At 70.2% G+C, this 24,928-nt stretch carries 22 protein-coding genes and 1 other RNA gene; 19 read left to right on the top strand and 4 right to left on the bottom strand.

Going from position 1 to position 24,928, the window contains the following annotated elements:
• Together PIQ37_RS08045 and PIQ37_RS08050 are read right to left on the bottom strand one after the other, a co-directional pair.
• Positions 1-369 carry a YraN family protein gene (locus PIQ37_RS08045; protein WP_017914048.1) on the bottom strand — a complete coding sequence of 123 codons (369 nt, stop codon included), beginning with the start codon at positions 367-369 and terminating at the stop codon, positions 1-3.
• Positions 359-2,083 carry a penicillin-binding protein activator gene (locus PIQ37_RS08050; RefSeq protein ID WP_342073061.1) on the bottom strand — a complete coding sequence of 575 codons (1,725 nt, stop codon included), beginning with the start codon at positions 2,081-2,083 and terminating at the stop codon, positions 359-361. The genes PIQ37_RS08045 and PIQ37_RS08050 overlap by 11 nt, the downstream gene beginning before the upstream one ends.
• Positions 2,084-2,163: 80 nt before the next feature.
• Between PIQ37_RS08050 and rsmI the strand changes: the two genes are divergently transcribed.
• The 3 genes from rsmI to rnpB all read left to right on the top strand — a co-directional run bounded on the left by rsmI (position 2,164) and on the right by rnpB (position 4,119).
• On the top strand, positions 2,164-2,991 hold the full coding sequence (gene rsmI / locus PIQ37_RS08055) for a 16S rRNA (cytidine(1402)-2'-O)-methyltransferase (RefSeq protein WP_150411220.1): 828 nt from the start codon (positions 2,164-2,166) through the stop codon (positions 2,989-2,991).
• 28 nt (positions 2,992-3,019) lie between these two features.
• Positions 3,020-3,724: a hypothetical protein gene (locus PIQ37_RS08060; protein WP_342073062.1), complete on the top strand. Its 705-nt coding sequence runs from the start codon at positions 3,020-3,022 to the stop codon at positions 3,722-3,724.
• A 28-nt stretch (positions 3,725-3,752) separates the two neighbouring features.
• An RNA gene (gene rnpB, locus PIQ37_RS08065) (RNase P RNA component class A) lies at positions 3,753-4,119 on the top strand.
• A gap of 304 nt (positions 4,120-4,423) precedes the next feature.
• Here rnpB and PIQ37_RS08070 read toward each other — a convergent pair.
• Positions 4,424-5,209, bottom strand: coding sequence for an NRDE family protein (locus PIQ37_RS08070; RefSeq protein ID WP_342073063.1), 786 nt, complete (start codon positions 5,207-5,209; stop codon positions 4,424-4,426).
• Between the two features lie 326 nt (positions 5,210-5,535).
• On the opposite strand from PIQ37_RS08070, the gene mraZ reads away from it, so the two are divergent.
• The 15 genes from mraZ to lpxC all read left to right on the top strand — a co-directional run bounded on the left by mraZ (position 5,536) and on the right by lpxC (position 23,189).
• The gene (gene mraZ / locus PIQ37_RS08075) at positions 5,536-5,982 is read left to right on the top strand and encodes a division/cell wall cluster transcriptional repressor MraZ (RefSeq protein ID WP_026144304.1); all 447 of its coding nucleotides are present in this window, start codon (positions 5,536-5,538) and stop codon (positions 5,980-5,982) included.
• 14 nt (positions 5,983-5,996) lie between these two features.
• A complete protein-coding gene (gene rsmH, locus PIQ37_RS08080; RefSeq protein WP_342073139.1) occupies positions 5,997-7,046 on the top strand; it encodes a 16S rRNA (cytosine(1402)-N(4))-methyltransferase RsmH in 1,050 nt (349 codons plus the stop codon).
• Positions 7,043-7,306 (top strand): cell division protein FtsL, encoded by a 264-nt coding sequence (ftsL, locus tag PIQ37_RS08085; protein WP_010344441.1) that lies wholly within the window; start codon positions 7,043-7,045, stop codon positions 7,304-7,306. Before rsmH ends, ftsL begins: the two co-directional genes overlap by 4 nt.
• Complete coding sequence (locus PIQ37_RS08090; RefSeq protein ID WP_043093186.1) at positions 7,303-9,171, top strand: peptidoglycan D,D-transpeptidase FtsI family protein; 1,869 nt, start codon at positions 7,303-7,305, stop codon at positions 9,169-9,171. The genes ftsL and PIQ37_RS08090 overlap by 4 nt, the downstream gene beginning before the upstream one ends.
• Positions 9,172-9,179: 8 nt before the next feature.
• Complete coding sequence (locus tag PIQ37_RS08095) at positions 9,180-10,652, top strand: UDP-N-acetylmuramoyl-L-alanyl-D-glutamate--2,6-diaminopimelate ligase (protein ID WP_407136606.1); 1,473 nt, start codon at positions 9,180-9,182, stop codon at positions 10,650-10,652.
• Complete coding sequence (locus tag PIQ37_RS08100; RefSeq protein ID WP_342073065.1) at positions 10,649-12,142, top strand: UDP-N-acetylmuramoyl-tripeptide--D-alanyl-D-alanine ligase; 1,494 nt, start codon at positions 10,649-10,651, stop codon at positions 12,140-12,142. Before PIQ37_RS08095 ends, PIQ37_RS08100 begins: the two co-directional genes overlap by 4 nt.
• Positions 12,132-13,217, top strand: coding sequence for a phospho-N-acetylmuramoyl-pentapeptide-transferase (gene mraY / locus PIQ37_RS08105; RefSeq protein ID WP_010344435.1), 1,086 nt, complete (start codon positions 12,132-12,134; stop codon positions 13,215-13,217). The genes PIQ37_RS08100 and mraY overlap by 11 nt, the downstream gene beginning before the upstream one ends.
• Entirely contained in the window at positions 13,217-14,539 is a 1,323-nt protein-coding gene (gene ftsW / locus PIQ37_RS08110) for a putative lipid II flippase FtsW (protein ID WP_043093180.1), read from the top strand. The genes mraY and ftsW overlap by 1 nt, the downstream gene beginning before the upstream one ends.
• Complete coding sequence (gene murG, locus PIQ37_RS08115; RefSeq protein ID WP_342073066.1) at positions 14,536-15,792, top strand: undecaprenyldiphospho-muramoylpentapeptide beta-N-acetylglucosaminyltransferase; 1,257 nt, start codon at positions 14,536-14,538, stop codon at positions 15,790-15,792. Before ftsW ends, murG begins: the two co-directional genes overlap by 4 nt.
• Entirely contained in the window at positions 15,789-17,225 is a 1,437-nt protein-coding gene (gene murC / locus PIQ37_RS08120; RefSeq protein WP_010340124.1) for a UDP-N-acetylmuramate--L-alanine ligase, read from the top strand. The genes murG and murC overlap by 4 nt, the downstream gene beginning before the upstream one ends.
• Complete coding sequence (locus PIQ37_RS08125; protein WP_342073067.1) at positions 17,222-18,163, top strand: D-alanine--D-alanine ligase; 942 nt, start codon at positions 17,222-17,224, stop codon at positions 18,161-18,163. Before murC ends, PIQ37_RS08125 begins: the two co-directional genes overlap by 4 nt.
• A gap of 130 nt (positions 18,164-18,293) precedes the next feature.
• A complete protein-coding gene (locus PIQ37_RS08130; RefSeq protein ID WP_342073068.1) occupies positions 18,294-19,148 on the top strand; it encodes a cell division protein FtsQ/DivIB in 855 nt (284 codons plus the stop codon).
• On the top strand, positions 19,145-20,380 hold the full coding sequence (gene ftsA / locus PIQ37_RS08135) for a cell division protein FtsA (RefSeq protein ID WP_010340121.1): 1,236 nt from the start codon (positions 19,145-19,147) through the stop codon (positions 20,378-20,380). The genes PIQ37_RS08130 and ftsA overlap by 4 nt, the downstream gene beginning before the upstream one ends.
• Positions 20,381-20,665: 285 nt before the next feature.
• Complete coding sequence (gene ftsZ, locus PIQ37_RS08140; protein ID WP_342073069.1) at positions 20,666-21,892, top strand: cell division protein FtsZ; 1,227 nt, start codon at positions 20,666-20,668, stop codon at positions 21,890-21,892.
• A gap of 382 nt (positions 21,893-22,274) precedes the next feature.
• Positions 22,275-23,189 carry a UDP-3-O-acyl-N-acetylglucosamine deacetylase gene (gene lpxC, locus PIQ37_RS08145; RefSeq protein ID WP_010340119.1) on the top strand — a complete coding sequence of 305 codons (915 nt, stop codon included), beginning with the start codon at positions 22,275-22,277 and terminating at the stop codon, positions 23,187-23,189.
• A 144-nt stretch (positions 23,190-23,333) separates the two neighbouring features.
• Here the strand turns inward: lpxC and PIQ37_RS08150 are convergent, their stop codons facing one another.
• The gene (locus PIQ37_RS08150; protein ID WP_148827893.1) at positions 23,334-23,810 is read right to left on the bottom strand and encodes a DUF721 domain-containing protein; all 477 of its coding nucleotides are present in this window, start codon (positions 23,808-23,810) and stop codon (positions 23,334-23,336) included.
• A gap of 10 nt (positions 23,811-23,820) precedes the next feature.
• Between PIQ37_RS08150 and PIQ37_RS08155 the strand changes: the two genes are divergently transcribed.
• Entirely contained in the window at positions 23,821-24,768 is a 948-nt protein-coding gene (locus PIQ37_RS08155) for a peptidoglycan DD-metalloendopeptidase family protein (RefSeq protein ID WP_160957445.1), read from the top strand.
• Positions 24,769-24,928: the final 160 nt, after the last annotated feature.

A 24,928-nucleotide genomic window follows, 5' to 3' on the forward strand; every position in this document is an offset into this window, starting at 1 on the left:
TCAGCAATCCTCGGCGCGGAAGGCGTCGCGCAGCCAGGTCAGCCGCGGCGGATCGCCCTCGGCCTCGACCACGTCGAAGCGGCACGGCCAGTTGGCGTACTGCGGATGCGCGGCCAGGAACAGTTGCGCCGCCAGCAGCAGGCGGCGGCGCTTGCGCAGATCGACCGAGGCCGCGCCGCCACCGAACGCGGTGCTGCGCCGGTAGCGCACTTCGACGAACACCAGGCTTTGCGCCTGCTGCATCACCAGGTCCAGCTCGCCGCCGCGGAAGGCGACATTGGCGGCGATCAGGCGCAGGCCGGCGCGCTCCAGTTCGGCGCGCGCCGCCGCTTCCACCGCGTTGCCGCGTCGGCGCCGCTCAGTTTCCATCGGGCAGCGGGGTCGGGCGCCCGCCGCTGAAGGTGGACCAGGCCGGGGTGCGCACGATGTTGCCGAAGCCGTCCAGGTGCAGCACGCCGGTAGCGCCGCGCAGGCCGCTGTCCTTGCCGGTCGCCAGCTTCTCCAGGTAGGCGGTGATCTGCCAGGCGTCGTAGCCGAACGCGAACAGGCGCCCGGCCGGGCCGCGCGCGGTCGGCAGCATGTCGGCCACGCTGGTCGCCGCCGGCAGGCCGCCGACGCCGCGCACGTTCCACAGCTCGCTCGGGTAGACGATGCCGTCCAGCACCAGGTCGTCCTCGGGCTTGCCGGTGCCCAGCACCAGCTGCGAGGTCGCCACCCGGGTCTTGCCGGCGAAACCGGCCAGCGCCAGTTGCGGCGCCAGCGCGCGGGCGGTATTGCCCTTGACCGCCAGCAGCACCGAATCGGCGGCGCCGGCGTTGCGCAGTTGCGCGCCGATGTCGCCCGGGGTGTCGGCCACGCTGACGCTGCCGGCGACCTTGCCGCCGCGCTCGCTGAAGCGGTCGCGGAACGCGGCCACCGCGCGGCGGCCGTTGTCGTCGTTGCTGCCGATCACCAGGGTGTTGTGGCGCTCGTGCGCCAGCAGGTACTCGGCGGCGGCGATGCCGTCGTCTTCCGGCGCCAGCGAGAAACCGGCGCTGCCGCCCGGCGGCGCGTGGGTGCCGCGGTTCAGCGCCAGCACCGGCACCGGCAGCGCGTCGCGCCCGAACAGCGCGGTCACCTCGTCGCGGCCAAGCGGGCCGACCACGAAATCGGCGCCGCCGTCGACCGCCTTCTGGTAGGCGGCCAGCGCGCCGGCCGGGGTGCCGGTGGTGTCGATGAAGTCGATCGCAGGGCGCCGCCGGGTCTCGCCGTAGTAGCCGGCAAGCAGGCCGTCGCGCACCGGCGCGGCCGCGGTAGCCAGGCTGCCGCTCAGCGGCAGCAGCACCGCCAGCTTGGCCGGCGGGCGGTAGCCGTCGCGTTCGGCCGGCGGCCGCTTGCTGGTGTCGAAGCCCCACTGCTCGCCGCGGTCGAACGGACGCGGCAGCGCCAGGCCGCGGCTCAGCAGCGCGCGGCCGACGAAGTTGTACAGCGGGTCGCCGGCCGGCAGCGCGGCGGCGCGCGCCTGCAGGGTGGCGTCGTTGAGCGTGGCCAGCTGGCGCACGATGGCGCGCTGGTTGTCGCTGCGCGCCTGGCCGCTGAGGCCGTTGTCGGCGCGGGCGCGTTCGTCCAGCGCCGCCGTGGCGTCGCCGGTGCCTTCCAGCGCCTGCGCACGGGCCAGGTGCCAGCGCGCGCGCAGGTTCTGCGGCACCGCCTGCGGATCGCTGCCCAGCGCCTGCAGCGCCTTGGCCGGCTGGCGGTCGGCCAGGGCCAGCTCGGCCTCGACCAGCGCCACCCGCACCTTGCTCAGCGGCGGCAACTGCCGCGGCTGCACCTGCGCCAGCAGGCTGCGCGCGCGGGCGGTATCGCCGGCCTCGTACCAGGCGAAGGCGGCGTCGCCCAGCAACTGGTTGCGGGCGCTGCCGGTGGCGCCGGCGGCCTGCGCCTCGAGCTGCTGCGCCGCGTCCCGCGGCTTGCCCTGGTCCAGCAGCGCCAGCGCCGCCGACTGGGCCGGCGAAGCGCTCGGCGTCACGCTGGTGGTGGCGCAGCCGGCGACGAGCAGCGCCAGCAGCGACAGGGCGGAAATCCTTGCGAATCGCTTGTTCATTTCTGGTCCATTCGGCTGGGCACGCCGGGCGCGCCGGGGAAAACCGCTACGATTCTACCCTTGACCATGGAAAGCCGTAGATGAGCGCCCAGCCCGGAACCCTGCATGTCGTCGCCACGCCGATCGGCAACCTCGCCGACCTGACGCCGCGCGCCCAGGAGACGCTGCGCTCGGTGGCGGCGATCTGCGCCGAGGACACCCGCCGCAGCGGCCAGCTGCTGGCCCACTTCGGCATCGAGCGGCCGCTGCTGGCGCTGCACGAACACAATGAGGAGGCGCTGTCCCAGCGCATCGTCGCGCGCCTGCTGGAGGGGCAGTCGCTGGCCCTGGTCAGCGACGCCGGCACCCCGCTGGTCAGCGATCCCGGCTACCGCCTGGTGCGCGCGGCGCGCGCGGCCGGGGTACGGGTCAGCCCGGTGCCCGGCGCCTGCGCGGCGATCGCCGCGCTCAGCGTGGCCGGCCTGCCCAGCGACCGCTTCGCCTTCGAAGGCTTCCTGCCGGCCAAGGCCTCGGCGCGCCGCGAGCGCCTGGCGCGGTTGGCCGGCGAGCCGCGCACCCTGGTGTTCTACGAAGCCTCGCACCGCATCGCCGAGTCCCTGGCCGACTGCCGCGCCGCCTTCGGCGACGCCCGCCCGGCCGTGATGGCGCGCGAACTGACCAAGCTGTTCGAGACCGTGCTCGATGGCACCCTGGCCGACCTGCACGCCCGGGTCGAGGCCGACGACAACCAGCGCAAGGGCGAGTTCGTGCTGATGGTGCAGGGCGCCGGCGACGACGCCGACGCGCAGCTGGCCGAAGGCCGCCGCGTCTACGCCAAGCTCAGCGAACACCTGCCGCCGTCCACCGCCGCCAAGCTCGCCGCCGAGCTGACCGGTGCGTCGCGCAAGGCGTTGTACGGCGGTGGCTAGCAAGGCGGCACGCCAGAAGGCAAGAGAGTTGGCATGGCTGGACCTCGCCAGGGTGGTCATGCCGGAGGAGATCCCCAATGGCGTTGTGGAGCAACCGGATCCGCCTGCGCCCGATCTTGTGATCCGTAGCAGCAACACGAGCGTTGGTATCGAGGTCACTCAGCTTTTCCAGCGTGACGATCCGGCGTCGCGGTTGCCTGCTCGTGAGATAGAAGCTGCTCAACGCAACATTCTTGCCGAGGCGAGAATGTTGTATGAGGAGACATACGGCCACCGCTTGTTTGTGAATGCCTCGTTCGACGGTACGCCGCCCGCAAAAAAACCGGCGGTTCGCGAACTTGTGGCGCTTGTGGAGATGCATCGCACTGATTCGGGGGCTATGTTTCAGGTTCTTGCCCTGGATGCCCGAGCGCGGCAACTCCTTCCCCAGTGGCTTCAAGGGCTCACAATATGTGCTCAGGAGCCCGATGAGTCCGGGCGCTGGATTGGTGGTTCCGTTTGGCGCACACCAAGTTTGACGCAGGATCTGCTGCAAGCCGCTGTCTCAAGAAAGAACAAAAACATTGAGGGTTACTTAGAGTGCTGTGACCAAGTGTGGCTTCTGGTCATTTGTGACCTCTGGCCAATGGCAGCAAGTTTGGCTGTGCCGCGAAATGCACATGAATGGCAGTTGGAAAGCCGCTTTGCGCGGGTACTGCTGGTGTCCCGAGAGGGGGATGGCGTCCGCTTCTAATGGGGAAACATGCGACAATGCGCGTGGCGGAGTCGGCCAGACAGTCGCGTCATCCCCTCGCATTTCGGTGTGGGGGGATGCCGAGGAAAGTCCGGGCTCCATAGGGCAAGGTGCCAGGTAACGCCTGGGCGGCGCGAGCCGACGGACTAGTGCAACAGAAAGATACCGCCTACGTCTGCGCAAGCAGGCCGGTAAGGGTGAAATGGTGCGGTAAGAGCGCACCGCGAGTCCGGTAACGGACCGGCACGGCAAACCCCACCTGGAGCAAGACCAAATAGGGACCTCATGGCGCGGCCCGCGTCGGGTCCGGGTAGGTTGCTCGAGCGTACCGGTGACGGTGCGCCTAGAAGAATGACTGTCCACGACAGAACCCGGCTTATCGGCCGGCTCCGCCACTTTCTTCTTTCCATGGCGCGCCACAGCGGGTCTTCGACTATGAGAGCCCTTTACGGGCCTTTAATCGCCTGCTATCGCCAAGGATCAGGTTGTCTCGTAGGAGCGGCTTCAGCCGCGACGGGCGATCCTGGGAGCACCTCATCGCGGCTGAAGCCGCTCCTACGCGTGCGCCTCTCGTCATCAGAGGCTCCCTTCAGTCCCGACTGCAGCCGTCTGAGCCGCCGCCGTACCATGCGCGCCATGTCCGTGCTTTCCTCGCGTGCGGTGGCAGCCGCGGCTCAGGTGTACGCCTGAGCGCAGGCGTCACCGCGCTCGGGCGTCCAGTCGCGCCTCCTGGTTCTCCAGCCGCGTTTCCCCCAGGAACACCCCGTCCGGGCCGAAGCGGCGCTCGTGGATCCAGCCGTGGCCGGCGGCGTCCACCGCGACGATGGTGCTGGCGCGGGTGCCGTACTCGCTGCCACGGATGAAGGCCGGCGACAGCCGCCGTTCCAGGTCCGGGCCGACCCCGGTGTCGGGCAGGTCGGCCGGGTCGGCCAGGGTCTCGTCGGCCAGCGCCCGCCACAGCGGCGCCAGGTCGTCGCCGCCGGCGGCGATCCAGGCGGTCACGGCCGCGCGCAGGCGCAGGGTCTTCGGCCAGGGCGCGTCCAGTGCGCCGTTGGACATGCCGTGCACGCCGGGCGCCAGGGCGCTGCGGCCGGGCGGGTGGTTGCCCACGTAGGCGGCGCCGGCGGCATCGGCCAGCAGCAGGTTGAACGGCGGATAGGCGTCGGCGCGCGCCGCCAGCGCGCCGGCGAAGGCCGCGGCCGGCTCGGCGCCGGTCAGGTAGTCGGCGATCAGCGCGCCGCGCGAGGCGCCGGACATCGACGCCAGCGGGTCGCGCACGTTGGTGACCACGGCGCAGCGGCCGGCGGCGTCCAACCCCACCCAGGTGCCGCCGGAGCGCAGGTCGCGCCCGGCCAGCAGGCGCTGCGCCGGGGCCGGCCAGCGCTGCAGCGGCGCGGTCGGGCGGGCGTGGAATTCGTCGCGGTTGCCGACCAGCAGCAAGCGCCATCGCGGGTGCGCAGCGTGCGCGAGAACGACCAGACACATGCGCCGCAGTGTGCGCGCTTGCGCAACGCGGCGCGAGTCCGGGCGCCATGTCGACGGCCGGTGACGATGGCCTTAACGCCCCGTACACAGGCCTGAATTTCCGTTCAATCTCAAAATTTGAGACGAAACAGTAACTTGTGGATAAGCCTTGAACAAGTCTCTAAAGATCGTTGCAAACCATTGATCCCGCTAGCGATTTACCGCTCGCAAAGTTGTTGACAACCCGTTGCGCGCTGCTAAGGTGGGCACTTGAGGGGAAACCGGGTTTTTTGTGGTTTTTCGTGGTTCAATGACCGCCCAGGCGGATTCGGAAAGGTGCAGGCGTCGTGTTTCAGGGCGAGACCGCAATCACTGTGGACGACAAGGGGCGTATGGCGGTTCCCACCGCGTACCGCGACCTCGTCGCGCGCGTGAGCGGCAATCGGCTGGTGCTGACCTACAACCCGTTCGAGGCCGGCTGCCTGTGGCTATATGCGGAGAAGGAGTGGGAGCGGGTCCGTGACGACGTCATGGCCAAGCCCAACACCCAGCGCGTGGTGCGGGTCCTGCAGCAGAAGCTGGTGGGTTCGTCGGCCGCGCTGGAGCTTGACGCCAACGCCCGCATCACCATTCCGCCGAGCCATCGCGCCGCGGTGGGCATTGAAAAGCGCGCCGTGCTGTTGGGCATGGGCGACAAGTTCGAACTGTGGAGCGAGCAGGCTCATCGCGCACTGATCCAGCAGACGTTGTCTGACGAGGATCTGGGCGATGGATTGCTCGATCTGAAGTTGTGAGTCGGGGTGTCCGGATGCGCGGACAGGCGCAGGCCGGTCACCTCCCGGTGTCGCAACCATCGGCGGCGCATGTGCCGGTGTTGTTCGCGCAGGTCCTGGACGGGCTGCAGGTGATCGAAAACGGAATCTATCTGGATGGCACGTTCGGGCGTGGCGGACACGCGCGCGGGGTGCTGCACAAACTCGGCCCAGGAGGCCGGCTGCTGGTGATGGACAAGGATCCCGAGGCGATCGCCGAAGCCGAACATGCGTTCGGCGGCGACGCGCGCGTGTCCATCTATCGCGGCAGCTTTGCCGAACTGGGCCAGTGGGACGCTGCCGTTGCCCTGGACGGGGTGCTGTTCGATCTGGGCGTGTCCTCGCCGCAGTTGGACGTGGCCGAACGCGGCTTTTCCTTCGGCAAGGACGGTCCGCTGGACATGCGCATGGACCCGGAGGCCGGCGAGAGCGCGGCGCAGTGGCTGGCGCGCGCCGACGAGCGCGAGATCGCCGACGTGCTGTGGACCTACGGCGAAGAGCGGCAGAGCCGGCGCATCGCCCGCGCCATCGTCGCCCGCCGCGAGAAGCAGCCGCTGACCCGCACCGCCGAGCTGGCCGAGCTGATCGCCGGGGTGATGCCGCGCGGCGACAGCAAGACCCATCCGGCCACGCGCAGCTTCCAGGCGATCCGCATCCACATCAACCGCGAGCTGGCCGATCTGGAGACCGGCCTGGACGCGGCGCTGGCCCGGCTCAAGCCCGGCGGCCGCCTGGCGGTGATCAGCTTCCACTCGCTGGAAGACCGCATCGTCAAGCAGTTCATGCAGCGCCACGCCAAGGCCCCGCCGAGCAACCGCCGCCTGCCGGAGGCCACGACTTTCGTGCCGACCCTGCGCCTGCATGGCGGCGCGATCAAGGCCGACGCCGACGAACTGGCGGTGAACCCGCGCGCGCGCAGCGCGGTGTTGCGGGTGGCTGAGAAGCTGGGATTGGGGAGTGGGGATTCGGGATTCGAGAAGAGCGCCCGCCGCATCCCCAATCCCGAATCCCCAATCCCGGCGTCTCCGCAAGGAGACGCCCAATGAGTCGGCTGCTGCTGCTCGTGCTGCTCGCCTGCACCATCGCCTCGGCGATCGGGGTGGTGTACATGCGCCATCGCCATCGCCAGTTGTTCGTGGAGCTGTCGCGGCTGGAACACAACCGCGACGAGCTGAACATCGAGTTCGGCCGGCTGCAGCTGGAGCAGGCGACCTGGGCCGAGAGCAATCGCGTCGACCAGGTCGCGCGCGAGCGGCTGGGGATGAAGTTCCCCGAGACCGGTGACATCGTGGTGGTGCGTCCGTGAACAAGAGCGGCCGCAATCGCCCCCGCAGCAACTTCAACCTGCGCGGCCGCCTGGTGCTGGTCGGCGCGGCGCTGGGCCTGTGCTCGGTGACCCTGATCGGCCGCGCGGCCTACGTGCAGCTGATCAACAGCGATTTCTACCAGCGCCAAGGCGAGGCGCGCTATCTGCGCGAACTGCCGATCGCCACCTCCCGCGGCATGATCACCGATCGCAACGGCGAGCCGTTGGCGGTGTCCACGCCGGTGGAGTCGATCTGGGTCAATCCGCAGGAACTGCTGCGCAGCCCCGACCGCATCCCGCAGCTGGCGCAGGCGCTGGAACTGCCGGTCGACGAACTCACCGCCAAGCTGTCGCAGAAGGCGGACAAGGAGTTCATGTACCTCAAGCGCCGGATCAATCCGGACAAGGCGCATGCGGTGGTCGCGCTGGGCATCCCCGGCGTGTTCTCGCAGCGCGAATTCCGCCGCTTCTACCCGCAGGGCGAAGCGATGGCGCATGTGCTGGGCTTCACCAACATCGACGACCGTGGCCAGGAAGGGCTGGAGCTGGCGTTCGATTCGTGGCTGCGCGGCAAGCCGGGCGCCAAGCGGGTGATCCGCGACCGCAAGGGCGCGATCGTCGAGAGCATCGACCTGGTCAAGCCGGCGCAGCCGGGCAAGGACCTGACCCTGAGCATCGACCGCCGCATCCAGTTCCTGGCCTACAAGGAGCTGCGCAACGCGCTGGTCGAGAACAAGGCCGCCGGCGGCTCGATCGTGATCATGGACGTGGCCACCGGCGAGATCCTGGCCATGGTCAACCTGCCGACCTACAACCCCAATGCGGTCAACGGGGTCAACCCGGATGTGCGCCGCAACCGCGCGGTCACCGACCTGGTCGAGCCGGGCTCGACGATGAAGCCGCTGACCATCTCCACCGCGCTCAAGGCCGGGGTGGTGACCAAGGACACGCTGATCGACACCAACCCCGGCTACATGTCGGTGGGCCGTTTCACGATCAAGGACGTGCCGCGCAACAACGGCGTGCTGACCGTGACCGGGGTGATCACCCGCAGCTCCAACATCGGCGCGGCGAAGATCGCGGCCAAGCTGCCGGACCAGACCTTCTACGACCAGGTCCACAGCTACGGCTACGGCAGCTCCCCGCACAGCGGCTTCCCCGGCGAATCGGCCGGCGTGTTCCCGTCGCCGGCGCGCTGGAGCGGTTCGTCCAAGACCACCATGTCCTACGGCTACGGCCTGTCGGTGACGCCGCTGCAGATCGCCCGCGCCTACTGCGCGCTGGGCAACGGCGGGCGCCTGGTCACCCCGACCTTTGTCAAGGGCCAGCACGAGGACAGCAAGCAGGTGCTGGACCCGGCGATCTCCAAGGAAGTGGTGGCGATGATGGAGACCGTGGTCACCCAGGGCGGCGCCAAGGGCGCGGCGATCCTGGGCTACCACGTCGCCGGCAAGACCGGTACCGCGCGCAAGGCCGGCCCCGGCGGCTACGAGCGCGGCCACTACAACGCGCTGTTCGCGGGCCTGGTGCCGGCGAGCAACCCGCGCTTCGCCACGGTCATCGTGATCAACGACCCGCAGGGCGCCAAGTACTACGGCGGCCTGGTCTCGGCGCCGGTGTTCCACAACGTGATGGAAGGCGCGCTGCGGCTGATGGACGTGCCGCCGGACGACATCCAGTCGTGGCTAGCTGCGCAGGCCGCCGGCAAGAGCGGCCATGCGCCGCCGCCGGCGCCGGTGGAGCCGGATCCGGCGACCGTGCCCGACGCCGCCGCCGAGGTCGATGCCGCGCTGCCCAGCGCGCGCGCGGTGGCGCCGCCGGCGCCGGCCGCGTTGCCGGCCCCGCTGCAGGAGACCCGCCAGTGACCCGCGCGATGTCGCTGTCGCAACTGCTGCCGGGTGTGGCGCTGCCGCACGACGTGCAGGTGTCCGGGCTGGTCATGGACAGCCGTGCGGTGCGCCCGGGCGATGCCTTCGTGGCGATCGCCGGGTTCGGCGCGCACGGCCTGGGCTTCGTCGAGCAGGCGCGCGCCAACGGCGCGGTCGCGGTGCTGTACGACCCGCCGGCCCCGGCCGAGCTGCCGGCGCCGGCCGATGCGATCGCGGTGCCGGGCCTGCGCGCGCGCATGGGCGCGATGGCCGACCAGTTCCACGGCCATCCGTCGCAGACCATGACCATGGTCGGGGTCACCGGCACCAACGGCAAGACCTCCACCGTGCAACTGCTGGCGCAGGCCTGGCACCTGCTGGGCACGCGCAGCGGCAGCATCGGCACGCTCGGCGCCGGCCTGTACGGGCAGGTGCAGCCGACCGGCTTCACCACGCCGCTGGTGCTGCCGCTGCACGCGCTGCTGGCGCAGTTGCGCGACGCCGGCGCGCAGGCGGTGGCGATGGAAGTCAGCTCGCACGCACTCGACCAGGGCCGCGTGGACGCGGTGCATTTCGACGTGGCGGTGTTCACCAATCTCACCCGCGACCATCTCGACTACCACGGCGACATGGCGAGCTACGGCGCGGCCAAGGCGCGCCTGTTCGCCACGCCGGGGCTGAAGTCGGCGGTGGTCAACCTGGACGATGCGTTCGGCCGCGAGCTGCTGGGCACGCTGGATCCGGCGCTGCGCCGTATCGCGGTCAGCTCGCGCGGCCAGGACGGCGCCGACGTGCGCGCCGAGGCGCTGCGCCTGGACGCGCGCGGCATCGGCTTCACCCTGGCGATCGGCGAGGAGCGGCATCCGCTGCAGTCGCCGTTGCTGGGCCGTTTCAACGTCGACAACCTGCTGGCCGTGGCCGGCGCGCTGCACGCGCTGGACGTGGCGCCGGTGCGCATCGCCGCCACCCTGGCGCAGCTGCAGCCGATCCGCGGGCGCATGAATCGCCTCGGCGGCAACGGCGCGCAGCCGCTGGTGGTGGTCGACTACGCACACACCCCCGACGCGCTGGAACAGGCGCTGCAGAGCCTGCGCGCGCACGCGCAGGGCCGCATCACCTGCGTGTTCGGCTGCGGCGGCGAGCGCGACACCGGCAAGCGCCCGCAGATGGCGGCGATCGCGCAGCGCCTGGCCGAGCGCGTGGTGGTCACCGACGACAACCCGCGCGGCGAGGACGGCGACCGCATCGTCGCCGACATCCTGGCCGGCTTCGACGGCATGCAGGCGGTGCAGGTGCAGCGCGACCGCGCGCAGGCGATCGCCATGGCGGTCGCCGACGCCGGCGCCGAGGACATCGTGCTGATCGCCGGCAAGGGCCACGAGCCGTACCAGGAGATCGCCGGCGTGCGCCATCCGTTCGACGACACCGAGGTCGCCGCGCAGGCCCTGCGCGCGCATGCGGCGGAGGCGGCCCGATGAAGCGCCTGCCGTTGTCGATGATCGCGCACTGGGCCGGCGCCGAGCTGCATGGCGACGACGTGGCGATCGATGCGATCAGCCACGACACCCGCAGCCTGGCCGCCGGCAGCCTGTACGTGGCGCTGCGCGGCGAGCGTTTCGACGGCCACGCCTTCGTCGCCGACGCCGCCGCGCGCGGCGCCAGCGCGCTGCTGGTGGAGCGCGTGCAGCCGCAGATCGAACTGCCGCAGATCGTCGCCGCCGACACCGAGCTGGCGCTGGCGCGGATCGCCGCCGGCATGCAGCGTGGCCGTGCCACCCGCGTGGCCGCGATCACCGGCAGCAACGGCAAGACCAGCGTCAAGGCGCTGCTGCTGGCGATCCTGCAGCATGCCTGCCGCATCGACGGCGGCAGCGTCTACGCCAATCCCGGCAACCGCAACAACGAGATCGGCCTGCCGCTGGCGGTGATCGAGGCGCCGGACGACGCCGACTACGCGATCTACGAGATGGGCGCCGGCAAGCCGGGCGACATCGCCTATCTCACCGACATCGCGCCGCCGCAGGTGTCGCTGGTCAACAACATCGCCGCCGCGCACCTGGAGCGCATGGTCAGCCTGCTCGGCGTGGCGCAGACCAAGGGCGCGATCTACACCGCGCTGCCGGCCGACGGCACCGCGGTGATCAATGCCGACGACGCCTTCGGCCTGTGGTTCGAGCAGCGCCTGCCGACCGGCGAGGCGCGGCCGCAGGTGCTGCGCTTCGGCCTGCAGCCGGGCGCCGAGGTCGGTGCCGCGCAGGTGCGCATGGCCGCCGACCGCACCCAGTTCGTGCTGACCACCCCGCGCGGCGACGTCGAGGCGACGCTGCCGCTGCCGGGCCGGCACAACCTGCAGAACGCGCTGGCCGCCGCCGCGCTGGCGCTGGCACTGGACGTGGCGCCGGCGCGCATCGCCGCCGGCCTGGCGCAGGTGCAGCCGGTGCCGGGCCGGCAGATCACCCACACGCTGCCCAACGGCGCGGTGCTGATCGACGACAGCTACAACGCCAACCCCGGCTCGCTGGCCGCGGCGATCGACGCCCTGGCCGCGGCCGGCGGCGAGCGCTGGCTGGTGCTGGGCGACATGCGCGAACTCGGCGCCGGCGCCGAGGCGCTGCACGCCAGCGGCGGGCGCCGCGCGCGCGATGCCGGGCTGACCCGGCTGTATGCGCTCGGCCCGCTCAGCGCCCACGCCGCGCAGGCGTTCGGCGAGAACGGCCGGGTGTTCGACAGCCACGCGGCGCTGGTCGAGGCGTTGCAGCGCGATCTGGCGGCCGTGGCCGCGACGCGGCACACGCAGAATCAAGAGCAGGAAGTGAAGCAGATGCATGAGAACACCGGCGCGCCGTCCGTTGGCGCGCTCCAGCCGGCCCCGGCCACGCTCCTCGTCAAGGGCTCGCGCGGCAGCGCCATGGACACCGTGGTGCGTGCGCTGCTGAACCAGGCACAGGAGGCGCCGCATGCTGCTTGAACTCGCCCGCTGGCTGCAGCAGCTCGAAAGCATGTTCGGGCTGTTCGGCTATCTGACCTTCCGCGGCATCCTCGCGGCGCTGACCTCGCTGTTCCTGTCGCTGTGGCTGGGCCCGGCGGTGATCCGCAAGTTGGCGCAGTTCAAGGGTGGTCAGCCGATCCGTCAGGACGGCCCGCAGACCCATTTCTCCAAGGCCGGCACCCCGACCATGGGCGGCTCGCTGATCCTGCTCACCGTGCTGCTGTCGGTGCTGCTGTGGGGCGACCTGCGCAACCGCTACGTGTGGCTGGTGCTGGCGGTGATGCTGGCCTTCGGCGTGATCGGCTGGTACGACGACTGGATCAAGATCGTGCGCCGCGACCCGAACGGGCTGAAGTCGCGCTGGAAGTATCTGCTGCAGTCGATCTTCGGCCTGGCTGCGGGCCTGTTCCTGTACTACACCGCCGACGTACCGGCGGCGATCACCTTCTACATCCCGATGTTCAAGTCGATCGCGCTGCCGCTGGCCGGGATCAGCTTCGTGGCCATCGCCTACTTCTGGATCGTCGGCTTCTCCAACGCGGTCAACCTGACCGACGGCCTGGACGGCCTGGCGATCATGCCGACGGTGCTGGTGGCCTGCGCGCTGGGCGTGTTCGCCTATGCCTCGGGCAACGCGGTGTTCTCCGCTTACCTGAAGATCCCGACCATTCCCGGCGCCGGTGAACTGATCATCATCTGCGCGGCGATCGCCGGCGCGGGCCTGGGCTTCCTGTGGTTCAACACCTACCCGGCGATGGTGTTCATGGGCGACATCGGCGCGCTGGCGCTGGGCGCGGTGCTTGGCACCATCGCGGTGATCGTGCGCCAGGAACTGGTGCTGGTGATCATGGGCGGCGTGTTTGTCATCGAGACCCTGTCGGTGATGATCCAGGTCGCCTCGTTCAAGCTCACCGGCAAGCGCGTGTTCCGCATGGCGCCGATCCACCACCACTTCGAACTGAAGGGCTGGCCGGAGCCGCGGGTGATCGTGCGCTTCTGGATCATTTCGGTGGTGCTGGTGCTGGTCGGCCTAGCCACGTTGAAGGTGCGCTGATGAACGACCCCGCCCGCCAAGCGACCCGCCTGGAGGCCATCGGTGGCCGCTACGACCCGTGGCTGCTCGGCGCCGCGGTGGCGCTGGCGTCGCTGGGCGTGGTCATGGTCGGTTCCAGCTCGATCGAGCTGACCACCAGCCCGTTCTACTACCTGAGCCGCCACCTGCTGTTCCTGGCCGGCGGTGTCGGCCTGGCGATCTGGGCGATGCGCACCGAGCTGAAGAACATCGAGCAGTACAACCAGTTGCTGCTGCTGGCCTGCTTCGGCCTGCTGCTGGTGGTGTTCGTGCCGGGCCTGGGCAGCACCGTCAACGGCGCACGGCGCTGGATCAACCTGGGCATCTCGCGCTTCCAGACCGTGGAAGCAGTGAAGGTGCTGTACATCGTGTGGCTGTCCAGCTACTTGGTGCGCTTCCGCGACGAGGTCAACGCCACCTGGCCGGCGATGCTCAAGCCGCTGGGCGTGGCGGTGGCGCTGGTCGGCCTGCTGCTGCTGCAGCCGGACTTCGGTTCCTCCACGCTGTTGCTGGCGATCACCGCCGGCATGCTGGTGCTCGGCGGGGTGAACCTGCCGCGCATGTCGATGCCGATCGTGATCGGCCTGCCGGTATTCGCCTTCATCGCGATCCTCGAGCCGTATCGCCTACGCCGCATCACCTCCTTCCTCGATCCGTGGGCCGACCAGCTCGGCTCCGGCTACCAGCTGTCCAACGCGCTGATGGCGGTGGGCCGCGGCGAACTGTTCGGGGTCGGCCTGGGCGGCTCGGTGCAGAAGCTCAACTACCTGCCGGAAGCGCATACCGACTTCATCTTCTCGGTCATCGCCGAGGAACTGGGTTTCGTCGGCGTGTGCCTGATCATCTCCCTGTACGCGCTGCTGGTCGGCCGCGCGTTCTGGCTGGGCATGCGCTGCGTGGAAATGAAGCGCCACTTCTCCGGCTACATCGCCTTCGGCATCGGCCTGTGGATCAGCCTGCAGAGCTTCGTCTCGGTCGGCGTCAACCTGGGCATCCTGCCGACCAAGGGCCTGACCCTGCCGCTGATCTCCGCCGGCGGTTCCAGCGTGCTGATGACCTGCGTGGCGATGGGCCTGCTGCTGCGCGTGTCCTACGAACTCAACCGCGCCGAGCGCCAGGTGGCGCTGGTGCGCAGCGACGCGGCGATGCCGGTCAAGCAGACCGTGGACAACGCCGAGGACCTGCACGCCGCGCGCGAGGCCAGCGCCAGCGCGGTCGCCGCGGCGATCCAGGGCGGCGCCCCGGGGCGCGGCACCAGCCGCATGCAGCCGCGCGTCGAACCCACCTTCGGGAGGCTCGGATGAGCGCCTCGGCGTCCGTCTCTGCTTCTGCTTCCACGGCACCGGTGATGATCCTCGCCGGCGGTACCGGCGGGCACATCTTCCCCGCGCTGGCCGTGGCCAAGGTGCTGCGCGCGCGCGGCGTGCCGGTGGTGTGGCTGGGCGCGGCCGGGCGCATGGAAACGCGGCTGGTGCCGGAACACGGCATCGAGCTGGACACCATCGAGATCGGCGGACTGCGCGGCAAGGGTGCGCTGGCCCTGTTCGGCGCGCCGGTGCGGGTGATGCGCGCGGTGCGCGCCGCCGGCTTCGTACTGCGCCGGCGTGCGCCGCGCGCAGTGATCAGCTTCGGCGGCTTCGCGGCCGGCCCCGGCGGCCTGGCCGCGCGCCTGCTCAAGCTGCCGCTGCTGGTGCACGAACAGAATCGCGCGCCGGGCCTGACCAACAAGGTGCTGGCGCGGGTCGCACGGCGCGTGCTGACCGGCTTCCCCGGCAGCTTCGCCACGCGCGAGGAAGCGGTGGGCAACCCGGTGCGCGCCGAGATCGCCGCACTGGCGCCGCCGGCGCAGCGCATGGCCGCGCGCCACGGCGCGCCGCGGCTGCTGGTGCTGGGCGGCAGCCAGGGCGCCCGCGTGCTCAACCAGGCGCTGCCGCAGGCGCTGGCCGCGCTCGGCGCGGCCGTCGAGGTGCGCCACCAGTGCGGCGAAGCGCTGCGCGAGGAAGCCGCGCGCGCCTATGCCGATGCCGGCGTCGCCGCCAGCGTCGAAGCCTTCATCGGCGACATGGCCGCCGCCTACGCCTGGGCCGACCTGGTGGTATGCCGCGCCGGCGCCTCGACCCTGGCCGAACTGTGCGCGGTCGGCATCGGCAGCGTGCTGGTGCCGTTCGCCGCCGCCGTCGACGACCACCAGACCCGCAACGCCGAATACCTGGTCGAGCGCGGCGCCGCCGTGCTGCTGAAGCAGGACGACGCCCTGGCCGGCCACCTGCAGCGCGTGCTGCGCGACCTGCTGGCACAACCCGCACAACGCCTGGCCATGGCCGAGGCCGCACGCCAGCTGGCCAAGCCGGATGCGGCCGAGCGCATCGCGGACATCGTGCTCGAAGAAGCCGGGAGTCGGGATTCGGGATTGGGGATTGGCAAGAAGCAGGAGCACAAGCAGGACACCATGCAGACACCCGTACAACGTGCAGCGCTGCGGCAACCGGCCGCCAGCGACACGAATCCCCAATCCCGAATGCCCAATCCCGGCACCTCCACCGGAGGTGCCCAATGATCCGCCGTCTCCACGACACCGGCGATCTCGTCCGCGCGTTCCCGCGCGTGCACTTCGTCGGCATCGGCGGCACCGGCATGAGCGGCATCGCCGAGGTCATGCTGACCCTGGGCTATGAGGTCTCCGGTTCGGACAACGCCGACAACGCCGCCACCCGGCGCCTGGTCAAGCTCGGCGCGCGGGTGATGCGCGGGCATTCGGCGGCCAACGTGCTCGGCACCGACTGCGTGGTGGTGTCCAGCGCGATCCGCGAGGACAACCCGGAACTGATGGAGGCGCGCAGCCAGCGCATTCCGATCATGCCGCGCGCGGCGATGCTGGCCGAACTGATGCGCTTCCGCCGCGGCATCGCGGTGGCCGGCACCCACGGCAAGACCACCACCACCAGCCTGGCCGCGGCGGTGCTCAGCGAAGGCGGGCTGGACCCGACCTTCGTGATCGGCGGCCAGCTGCTCGCCGCCGGCGCCAACGCCAAGCTTGGCGGCGGCCAGTGGCTGGTGGCCGAGGCCGACGAGAGCGACGGCAGCTTCCTGCGCCTGAACCCGCTGATCTCGGTCATCACCAACATCGATGCCGATCACCTGGAGAACTACGGCAACGACTTCGCCCGGGTCCAGGCTGCGTTCGCCGAGTTCCTGCAGCGCCTGCCGTTCTACGGTCTGGCGGTGCTGTGCATCGACGATCCGGAGGTGGCCGCGCTGGCGGCGAAGACGCCGCGCCACGTGATGAGCTACGGGCTCAGCGAGAACGCCGACGTGCGCGCCGAGGATGTGGTCCAGGACGGCCCGCGCATGCGCTTCACCCTGCGCCTGCCGGAAGGCAGCAGCATCCCGGTGACCCTGGCACTGCCGGGCCGCCACAACGTGCTCAACGCGCTCGCCGCCGCCGCCATCGGCTGGCAGCTCGGCGTGGCCCCAGAGGCGATCGCCAGCGCGCTGCAGAGCTTCGCCGGCATCGGCCGCCGCTTCAACGACCTGGGCGAAGTGACCACCGCCGGCGGCGCGCGCGTGCGCGTGGTCGACGACTACGGCCACCATCCGCGCGAGCTGGCCGCGGTGTTCGCCGCCGCCCGCGGCGGCTGGCCGGACAAGCGCCTGGTGGTCGCGTTCCAACCGCATCGCTACAGCCGCACCCGCGACCAGTTCGACGCCTTCGCCGCGGTGCTGTCGGAAGTGGACGCCCTGGTGCTCAGCGAGGTCTACCCGGCCGGCGAGGCGCCGATCCCCGGGGCAGATGCACGCTCGCTGGCGCGCGCGATCCGCGCGCGCGGCCGCAGCGAACCGGTGGTGGTCGGCCAGGTCGGCGAACTCGACAGCGTGCTGCCGGACGTCCTGCAGGACGGCGACCTGTTGCTGATGATGGGCGCGGGCGACATCGGCTACGTGGCCCAGCACATCGCCCAGCACGGCTTCGCTGGCGGAGCCGACGCATGAGCGCGCAGACCGTGCCGCCGCCGCGCGTCACCGATCCGGCCGCGTTCGGCCGCGTCGCCGTGCTGCTGGGCGGCAGCTCCAGCGAGCGAGAGGTGTCGCTGAACTCCGGCGCCAACGTGCTCGAGGCGCTGCGCAGCCGCGGCGTCGACGCGCAGCCGGTGGACGGCATTCCCGCCTTGCTCGAGCGCATCCGCGCCGGTGCGGTCGACCGCGTGTTCAACATCCTGCACGGCGGCGACGGCGAGAACGGCGTGCTGCAGGGCCTGCTGCGCGCGCTGCAGGTGCCGTTCACCGGCCCCGACGTGCTCGGCAGCGCGCTGACCCTGGACAAGATCCGCACCAAGCAGGTGTGGATCGCCGCCGGCCTGCCGACCCCGGGCTTCGCCCGCATCGACGCCCAGGCCGACCTGGCTGCGGCCGCCGCCGCGCTGGGCTACCCGCTGTTCGTCAAGCCCGCCTGCGAAGGCTCCAGCGTCGGCGTGTTCCGCGTGCTGTCCGAGGCCGACCTGGCGCCGGTGCGTGCCTTCGCCGCCGACTACCGCGGCGAGCTGCTGATGGAGCAGATGGTGCAGGGCGAGGAATACACCGTCGGCATCCTCGGCGACGTCGCGCTGCCGTCGATCCGCATCGTCCCCGCGGGCGACTGGTACGACTACCACGCCAAGTACATCGCCGAGGACACCCAGTACCTGTGCCCGGGCATGGAGGGTGAGGACGAGACCCAGATCCGCCAGCTCGCCCTGCAGGCCTTCACCGCCGCCGGTTGCAGCGGCTGGGGCCGCGTCGACGTGATGCGCGACCGCGTGCGCGGCCTGCAGCTGATCGAGGTCAACACCGCCCCGGGCATGACCAGCCACTCGCTGGTGCCCAAGGCCGCGGCGCAGCTCGGCGTGGATTTCGCCGGCCTGTGCTGGCGCATCCTGGAGCAGACGCTGTGAAGCGGGGATTGGGGATTCGGGAGTCGGGATTCGCAGCGTCGGCGCTTCGCGCCGCCGGCGGGTTCCGCTGCGCGCGTTGCGCCAATCCCCAATCCCCAATCCCCAATCCCGCGCACCGGAAGGTGCGCCAATGAACGCCTCCCTGCGCATCCTCGCCTGGCTGCTGGCGCTGGCCCTGGTCGCGCTGCCGATCGTGGCCGTGCTCAACGGCTGGGTCGGGGCCGAGCGCTGGCCGCTGAGCCGGCTGCAGGTCAGTGGCGACTTCAAGCGCGTGTCCGCCGAGCAGTTGCGCCAGGTGGTGCTGCCGTACGCGCGCCGCGGCTTCTTCGCGGTGCGCCTGCAGGATGCGCAGGACGCGATCGAGCGCCTGCCGTGGGTGGAGAGCGCGCGGGTTCGCAAGCGCTGGCCGGACGTGCTGGAAGTGCGCGTCGTCGAGCACCGCCCGTTCGCGCGCTGGGGTGCGGACCGGATGCTGTCCGAGCAGGGCCGCATCTTCGCCCTGCCCAACGAACTGCGCGACGTGGCCCTGCCGCACCTGGCCGGCCCGGACGCCAAGGCCGCCGACGTGGTCGCGCTGTACAACAGCTCGCGCGCGCTGTTCGCGCCGGTCGGCTTGCCGGTGCAGGGCGTGGCCCTGGACGCGCGCGGCAGCTGGTCGCTGGCGCTGGGCAACGGCGTGCAGGTGGTGGTCGGCCGCGACGACGCGCGCGCGCGCCTGGAGCGCTTCGCCCGGGTGCTGCCGCAATTGCTGCAGCCGGGCCAGCCGCCGCTGGCGCGCGCCGATCTTCGCTACACCAACGGATTCACCGTGGCATGGGTACCCGAGAGCAAAGAGCCGAGCAAGGAGCCGGGCAAGGAGAAGAAGCCCGCGGCGCCGGCCCAGCCCGCGCGGCACGCGGCACTGGCCGACCCTCCATCCCATCGCGAGAGCCCGCTCTTCTCCCTTCCCCATTCCCGATTCACTATTCCCGGCTCCAAGACATGAACCGCAAAGGCGACAAATCCCTCATCGTTGGACTGGACATCGGCACCTCCAAGGTCGTCGCGCTGGTCGGCGAATACTCGCCCGGCAACCCGATCGAGGTGATCGGCATCGGTTCGCACGAATCGCGCGGGCTCAAGCGCGGCGTGGTGGTGGACATCGAATCCACCGTGCAGTCGATCCAGCGCGCGATCGAGGAAGCCGAGCTGATGGCCGGCTGCGAGATCCGCTCGGTGTACGCGTCGATCTCCGGCAACCATGTGCAGTGCAAGAACTCGCCGGGCATCGTGCCGATCCGCGACGGCGAGGTGACCTGGAACGACCTGGACCGCGTGCTGGAAGCGGCCAAGGCGGTGGCGATCCCGGCCGACCAGCGCATCCTCCACGCGATCCCGCGCGAGTACGTGCTGGACGATTCGCAGGAAGGCATCCGCAACCCGGTCGGCATGACCGGCGTGCGCCTGGAGGTGCATGCGCACCTGGTGGTGTGCGCGCAGTCGGCCGCGGCCAACATCAGCAAGTGCGTGCAGCGCTGCGGCCTGCAGGTGGACGACCTGATCCTGTCCTCGCTGGCGTCCTCGGTGGCGGTGCTGACCGCCGACGAGCGCGAACTGGGCGTGGTGCTGGTGGACATGGGCGCCGGCACCACCGACCTGGCGGTGTTCGTACAGGGCGCGATCTGCCACACCGCCTCGCTGCCGATCGCCGGCGACCACGTCACCAACGACATCGCGCACATGCTGCGCACGCCGACCCCGGAAGCCGAGCAGATCAAGGTGCGCTACGCCTGCGCGCTGGCGCAGCTGGCCACCGCCGAGGAAAGCATCCAGGTGCCCAGCGTCGGCGACCGTCCGCCGCGGCGCATGCCGCGCCATTCGCTGGCGCAGGCGGTGCAGGGCCGCTACGAGGAGATCTTCGAGATGGTGCAGGCGGAACTGCGCCGCTCCGGCTTCGAGGAACTGGTGCGCGCCGGCATGGTGCTGACCGGCGGCGCCTCGAAGATGGAAGGCGTGGTCGAACTGGCCGAGGAAATGGTGCAGATGCCGGTGCGCGTGGGCATTCCCCAGCACGTCACCGGCCTGGGCGAAGTCGTCGGCAACCCGGTCCACGCCACCGGCGTGGGCCTGCTGCTGATGGGCAGCCAGATCGAACACCCGCGCCGCCCGTCGCTGCCGACCGGCCGCGCCGGCAGCTTGTTCAAGAAATTGAAGAACTGGTATCGCGGCGAGTTCTGATGGGGCTGGGATTCGGGATTCGGGATTTGGGATTGGTGGGAGCAACAGCGGTAGGTAGAGAGAGAGTGGAGAGCGGTAGGTAGGCAGGCGATCGTTTTTTGCAGTAATTCCGCCGCGGAGCAGGGCACGGAACTGGAGAGTCGCTTTTGCGAATCCCCACTCCCGACTCCCGAATCCCGGCATCCAAACAACAACACTCGCCGGACGGAGAGGCGGGAAAAAGGATCGGAGTTCTCCGAATCCCCAATCCCCACTCCCGAATCCCGGCTCAAAGAGGAAACGGACATGGCGCATTTCGAACTGATTGAAAAGATGGCACCCAATGCAGTGATCAAGGTGGTCGGCGTGGGCGGCGGCGGCGGCAACGCGGTCGCGCACATGGTCAGCAGCAGCGTGGACGGCGTGGAGTTCATCACCGCCAACACCGACTCGCAGGCGATCAAGAACTGCGGCGCCAAGCTGCAGCTGCAGCTCGGCACCAACGTCACCAAGGGCCTGGGCGCGGGCGCGAACCCGGAAGTCGGCCGCCAGGCCGCGCTGGAAGACCGCGAGCGCATCATGGACGCGCTGCAGGGCGCGGACATGGTGTTCATCACCGCCGGCATGGGCGGCGGCACCGGCACCGGCGCCGCGCCGGTGGTGGCGCAGCTGGCCAAGGAAATGGGCATCCTGACCGTGGCCGTGGTCACCAAGCCGTTCCCGTTCGAAGGCCGCCGCCGCATGCAGGTGGCGCTGAAGGGCATCGAGGAACTGAGCCAGCACTGCGACTCGCTGATCACCATCCCGAATGAAAAGCTGATCACCGTGCTCGGCCGCAACGCCACCATGATCCAGGCATTCCGCGCCGCCAACGACGTGCTGCAGGGCGCGGTGCAGGGCATCGCCGACCTGATCGTGCGTCCGGGCCTGATCAACGTCGACTTCGCCGACGTGCGCACCGTGATGTCGGAAATGGGCCTGGCGATGATGGGCACCGGCTCGGCCCGCGGCGACGACCGCGCGCAGGCCGCCGCCGAAGCGGCGATCCAGAACCCGCTGCTGGACGACGTCAACCTGGCCGGCGCCAACGGCATCCTGGTCAACATCACCGCCGGCCCGGACTTCACCATGGCCGAGTTCGACGAGATCGGCCGCACCATCGAAGGCTTCTCCTCCGAGGACGCCACCGTGGTGGTCGGCACCGTGCTGGATCCGGACATGCAGGACGAAGTGCGCGTGACCGTGGTCGCCACCGGCCTGAACCGTGCGGTGTCGCGCCAGTCGCAGCGCCCGGAACAGCGCGCGCCGATCAAGCTGGTGCGCAACGCCACCACCGGCCAGCCGGAGTTCGGCGACTTCGAGCATGGCGGCGACGCCGTGTCCAAGGCGGTCGGCGGTGCGATGGGCCTCGGCCTGCGTCGTCCGAGCGGCGAGTCGATGAGCGCCGCGGCGTCCGCCCCGGCACCGGCCGCGGCCGACCTGCCGAGCGACTACCTGGACATCCCGGCGTTCCTGCGCCGTCAGGCCGACTGATGCCGTCCCTGGCGCAGCCGTCCGGCTTGCGGATGGGCCTGCCCGGCCATCCGTGGCCGGGCGCGGGGCCGCTCGCGACGCAGTGCGTCGCAAGCAAGCGGCCCGCCCTGCGCCGTCAGGCCGACTGAGGTCGATGCGTCATCGGCCGGCGTTCGCGCCGGCCCGCAACACCGCCGTCCAGGAGCGCCTCCCTGGCCGGCGCGCCGTGTCCCTTGCTGCCGGGTCCCCGCGACCCGGCAGGTTTTTGCGACCGCGACGCCGGCACGGGCCAGCGTTGCACCGATGGGATGCTGTGACCGCTTTGTTAAAATTTAGCTAAACGCGTGATATTCTCGTTGTCTGTTCAGTTCCCGTGCGAACAGACGTTCCCAGACTGTCTGCCATGACCCAGCAACGCACCCTCAAGAACACGATCCGCGCCACCGGCGTGGGCCTGCACAGCGGCGACAAGGTCTACATGACCCTGCGCCCCGCACCGGCCGACCACGGCATCGTGTTCCGACGCGTGGACCTGGATCCGGCGGTGGACGTGCCGGCCGATGCCGAGCTGGTCACCGAGACCACGCTGTGCACCGGCCTGAGCCGCGGCCAGGCCAAGATCCAGACGGTGGAGCACCTGATGTCGGCGATGGCCGGCCTCGGCGTGGACAACGCCATCGTCGAACTGTCCTCGGCCGAACTGCCGATCATGGACGGCTCGGCCGGTCCGTTCGTGTTCCTGCTGCAGTCGGCGGGCATCGTCGAGCAGGACAAGGCCAAGCGCTTCATCCGCATCAAGCGCGAAGTGGAAGTGCGCGACGGCGACAAGATCGCCCGTTTCGTGCCCTACGACGGCGGCTACAAGCTCGGTTTCACCATCCAGTTCGACCACCCGATGATCCCGGCCAAGCAGTCGCGCCAGGAGATCGAGTTCTCGACGATGGCCTACATCAAGGAAATCTCCCGCGCGCGCACCTTCGGCTTCATGCGCGACCTGGAGTACATGCGCGAGCGCAATCTCGGCCTCGGCGGTTCGATGGACAACGCCATCGTGCTCGACGAGTTCCGCGTGCTCAACGACGACGGCCTGCGCTACGCCGACGAGTTCGTGCGCCACAAGATCCTCGATGCGATCGGCGATCTGTACCTCGCCGGCGGTGCCATCCTCGGCGCCTACGAGGGCTACAAGTCCGGCCATGCGCTGAACAACAAGCTGGTCCGCGCGCTGCTCGCCGAACAGGCAGCGTGGGAGTGGGTCAGCTTCGAATCCGCCGCCCAGCAGGCGCCGGTGGCTTACGGGGCGGCGGCTTACGCCTGAACCGTTCAACCCGGTGACGGCCGGGTGGGTATCACGGAATCGGCAATCGGCCGTTCCTTCTTCTCCCCTTAACGCCGATTTAACGAATCGGTAACGACCTCGCGCCCGACGCCCGCTAGGATGCGTCGGTCGCGGCGTGCGTGTCTACGTACGTCGACGGCCACGGTCGGAGCCCGTGGTCGCATCAGGCGTCGCGGAGACGACGTCCTGCAGGGAAGCCAGGGCCTCGCGCAGTCCCTTGTGCGTGGCCGCAGAAACCGGAGCTGGCGTGCTTCTTGCCTGATGCATTGGGGAATGCGCGGGCGCAGTCGCAGTCTTGACGGTCACTTTGGTGGCTTTCAGCCCGAGGGAACGGGCCGCAGCAAGGATGTCGGCCTCGGCCAGCCTGACCCGGGCGTGCCAGACCGGAGACTCAACGAGAAAAACGAGCTGTTCGCCGTTCACATTGGCCAACCGGCAACGGGGCGCCAGGTTCGGCGGCAAATGGGGGCGTAACTGCCGGTCCAGCGCGTCGAGCCACAGGGCGCGGCGCAACGGGTCGCCCGCCTTGTCAGCCAGTGCGGCGTCCAGCGCCGGCTGCGGCGTGGCGGTATGGCCTTCGCCGGACTTTCGCTTAGACATGAAAACTCATATGACGTTCAAGAAGATCGTAATCCGTTCCAGTGAAAAGGGGGTCAAGACGTTGCCGTGGCGATTGCGCGAATTCGCCGATCGTCGCCCCCTCGCCGCGCTCGGTGCGGTGCTCGGCCTCGGCATGGTACTCGGCATCGGCGTCAGCGCCGCAGCCGGATGGGGTGGTTCGGCGCAACTGCGCGCCAAGCTCGAGCGGCAGGACCAGGAGCTGGCGCAGGTGCGCCGCGACGCGCAGACCCAGGTCAACGCCCTGGCGGCGCGGCTGGGCGAACTGCAGGCGCAGGCGACCCGGCTCAACGCGCTCGGCGATCGCCTGACCCGCATGGGCAAGCTGCAGGACGGCGAGTTCGATTTCGACCAGCCGGTCGGCGTCGGTGGCGGCGACGACGAACCCAGCCACGACATGCCCGCGCAGCAGCTCGGCAAGGAACTGGACGGGCTGCAGCAGCAGTTCGCCACCTCCGGCCAGCAGCTGTCGGTGCTGGAATCGCTGCTGTTCGACCACCAGCTGGACCAGAACGCGGTGCCCTCGCGGATGCCGATCCGCAACAGCTACATCACCTCGGCCTTTGGCGGCCGCGCCGATCCGTTCGGCCGCGGCACCGGCAACCACAAGGGCATCGACTTCCACGCCAACGTCGGCGACCCGGTGCTGGCGGTGGCCGACGGCGTGGTCAGCTACTCCGGCGTGCGCGGCGGCTACGGCAATGTGGTCGAAGTCGACCACGGCAACGGCTATGTCACCCGCTACGCGCACAATTCGCGGCTGTCGGTGAAGGTCGGCGACCTGGTGCGGGTCGGCCAGGAAGTGGCCAAGGCCGGTTCCACCGGCCGTTCCACCGGCGCCCACGTGCATTTCGAGGTCTGGAAGGATGGGGTGGTGGTGAACCCGGCCAAGTTCCTCGGCGATGGCGCCATTCCGGTGGGCCGCCGCGGCCGTGGCTGAGCCGCGCGGGGGCTGGCGTGCCGGCGCTTGAATCGCCGGGCGCCGCCCCAAGCTACAATGTGCTTTGCCATCGACAGGGCGCCTCGCGCCCTGTTTCGTTTGCGGCCCGTCGATTCCTTGGGGATCGGGCCGTCGAGGCGTTCCTTTCCAACCGGTTCCT

Source organism: Xanthomonas protegens, from assembly GCF_038442435.1.
GTDB lineage: Bacteria > Pseudomonadota > Gammaproteobacteria > Xanthomonadales > Xanthomonadaceae > Xanthomonas_A > Xanthomonas_A sontii.

Coding starts and splice junctions, on each gene's coding strand:
- lpxC (WP_010340119.1), top strand. CDS start 22,275: ATGACCCAGCAACGCACCCTCAAGAACACGATCCGCGCCACCGGCGTG.
- PIQ37_RS08130 (WP_342073068.1), top strand. CDS start 18,294: ATGAACGCCTCCCTGCGCATCCTCGCCTGGCTGCTGGCGCTGGCCCTG.
- ftsL (WP_010344441.1), top strand. CDS start 7,043: ATGAGTCGGCTGCTGCTGCTCGTGCTGCTCGCCTGCACCATCGCCTCG.
- PIQ37_RS08095 (WP_407136606.1), top strand. CDS start 9,180: ATGTCGCTGTCGCAACTGCTGCCGGGTGTGGCGCTGCCGCACGACGTG.
- mraY (WP_010344435.1), top strand. CDS start 12,132: ATGCTGCTTGAACTCGCCCGCTGGCTGCAGCAGCTCGAAAGCATGTTC.
- ftsW (WP_043093180.1), top strand. CDS start 13,217: ATGAACGACCCCGCCCGCCAAGCGACCCGCCTGGAGGCCATCGGTGGC.
- murC (WP_010340124.1), top strand. CDS start 15,789: ATGATCCGCCGTCTCCACGACACCGGCGATCTCGTCCGCGCGTTCCCG.
- PIQ37_RS08100 (WP_342073065.1), top strand. CDS start 10,649: ATGAAGCGCCTGCCGTTGTCGATGATCGCGCACTGGGCCGGCGCCGAG.
- PIQ37_RS08050 (WP_342073061.1), bottom strand. CDS start 2,083: ATGAACAAGCGATTCGCAAGGATTTCCGCCCTGTCGCTGCTGGCGCTG.
- ftsA (WP_010340121.1), top strand. CDS start 19,145: ATGAACCGCAAAGGCGACAAATCCCTCATCGTTGGACTGGACATCGGC.
- PIQ37_RS08155 (WP_160957445.1), top strand. CDS start 23,821: ATGACGTTCAAGAAGATCGTAATCCGTTCCAGTGAAAAGGGGGTCAAG.
- PIQ37_RS08125 (WP_342073067.1), top strand. CDS start 17,222: ATGAGCGCGCAGACCGTGCCGCCGCCGCGCGTCACCGATCCGGCCGCG.
- rsmI (WP_150411220.1), top strand. CDS start 2,164: ATGAGCGCCCAGCCCGGAACCCTGCATGTCGTCGCCACGCCGATCGGC.
- PIQ37_RS08070 (WP_342073063.1), bottom strand. CDS start 5,209: ATGTGTCTGGTCGTTCTCGCGCACGCTGCGCACCCGCGATGGCGCTTG.
- ftsZ (WP_342073069.1), top strand. CDS start 20,666: ATGGCGCATTTCGAACTGATTGAAAAGATGGCACCCAATGCAGTGATC.
- murG (WP_342073066.1), top strand. CDS start 14,536: ATGAGCGCCTCGGCGTCCGTCTCTGCTTCTGCTTCCACGGCACCGGTG.
- PIQ37_RS08150 (WP_148827893.1), bottom strand. CDS start 23,810: ATGTCTAAGCGAAAGTCCGGCGAAGGCCATACCGCCACGCCGCAGCCG.
- rsmH (WP_342073139.1), top strand. CDS start 5,997: ATGCGCGGACAGGCGCAGGCCGGTCACCTCCCGGTGTCGCAACCATCG.
- PIQ37_RS08045 (WP_017914048.1), bottom strand. CDS start 369: ATGGAAACTGAGCGGCGCCGACGCGGCAACGCGGTGGAAGCGGCGGCG.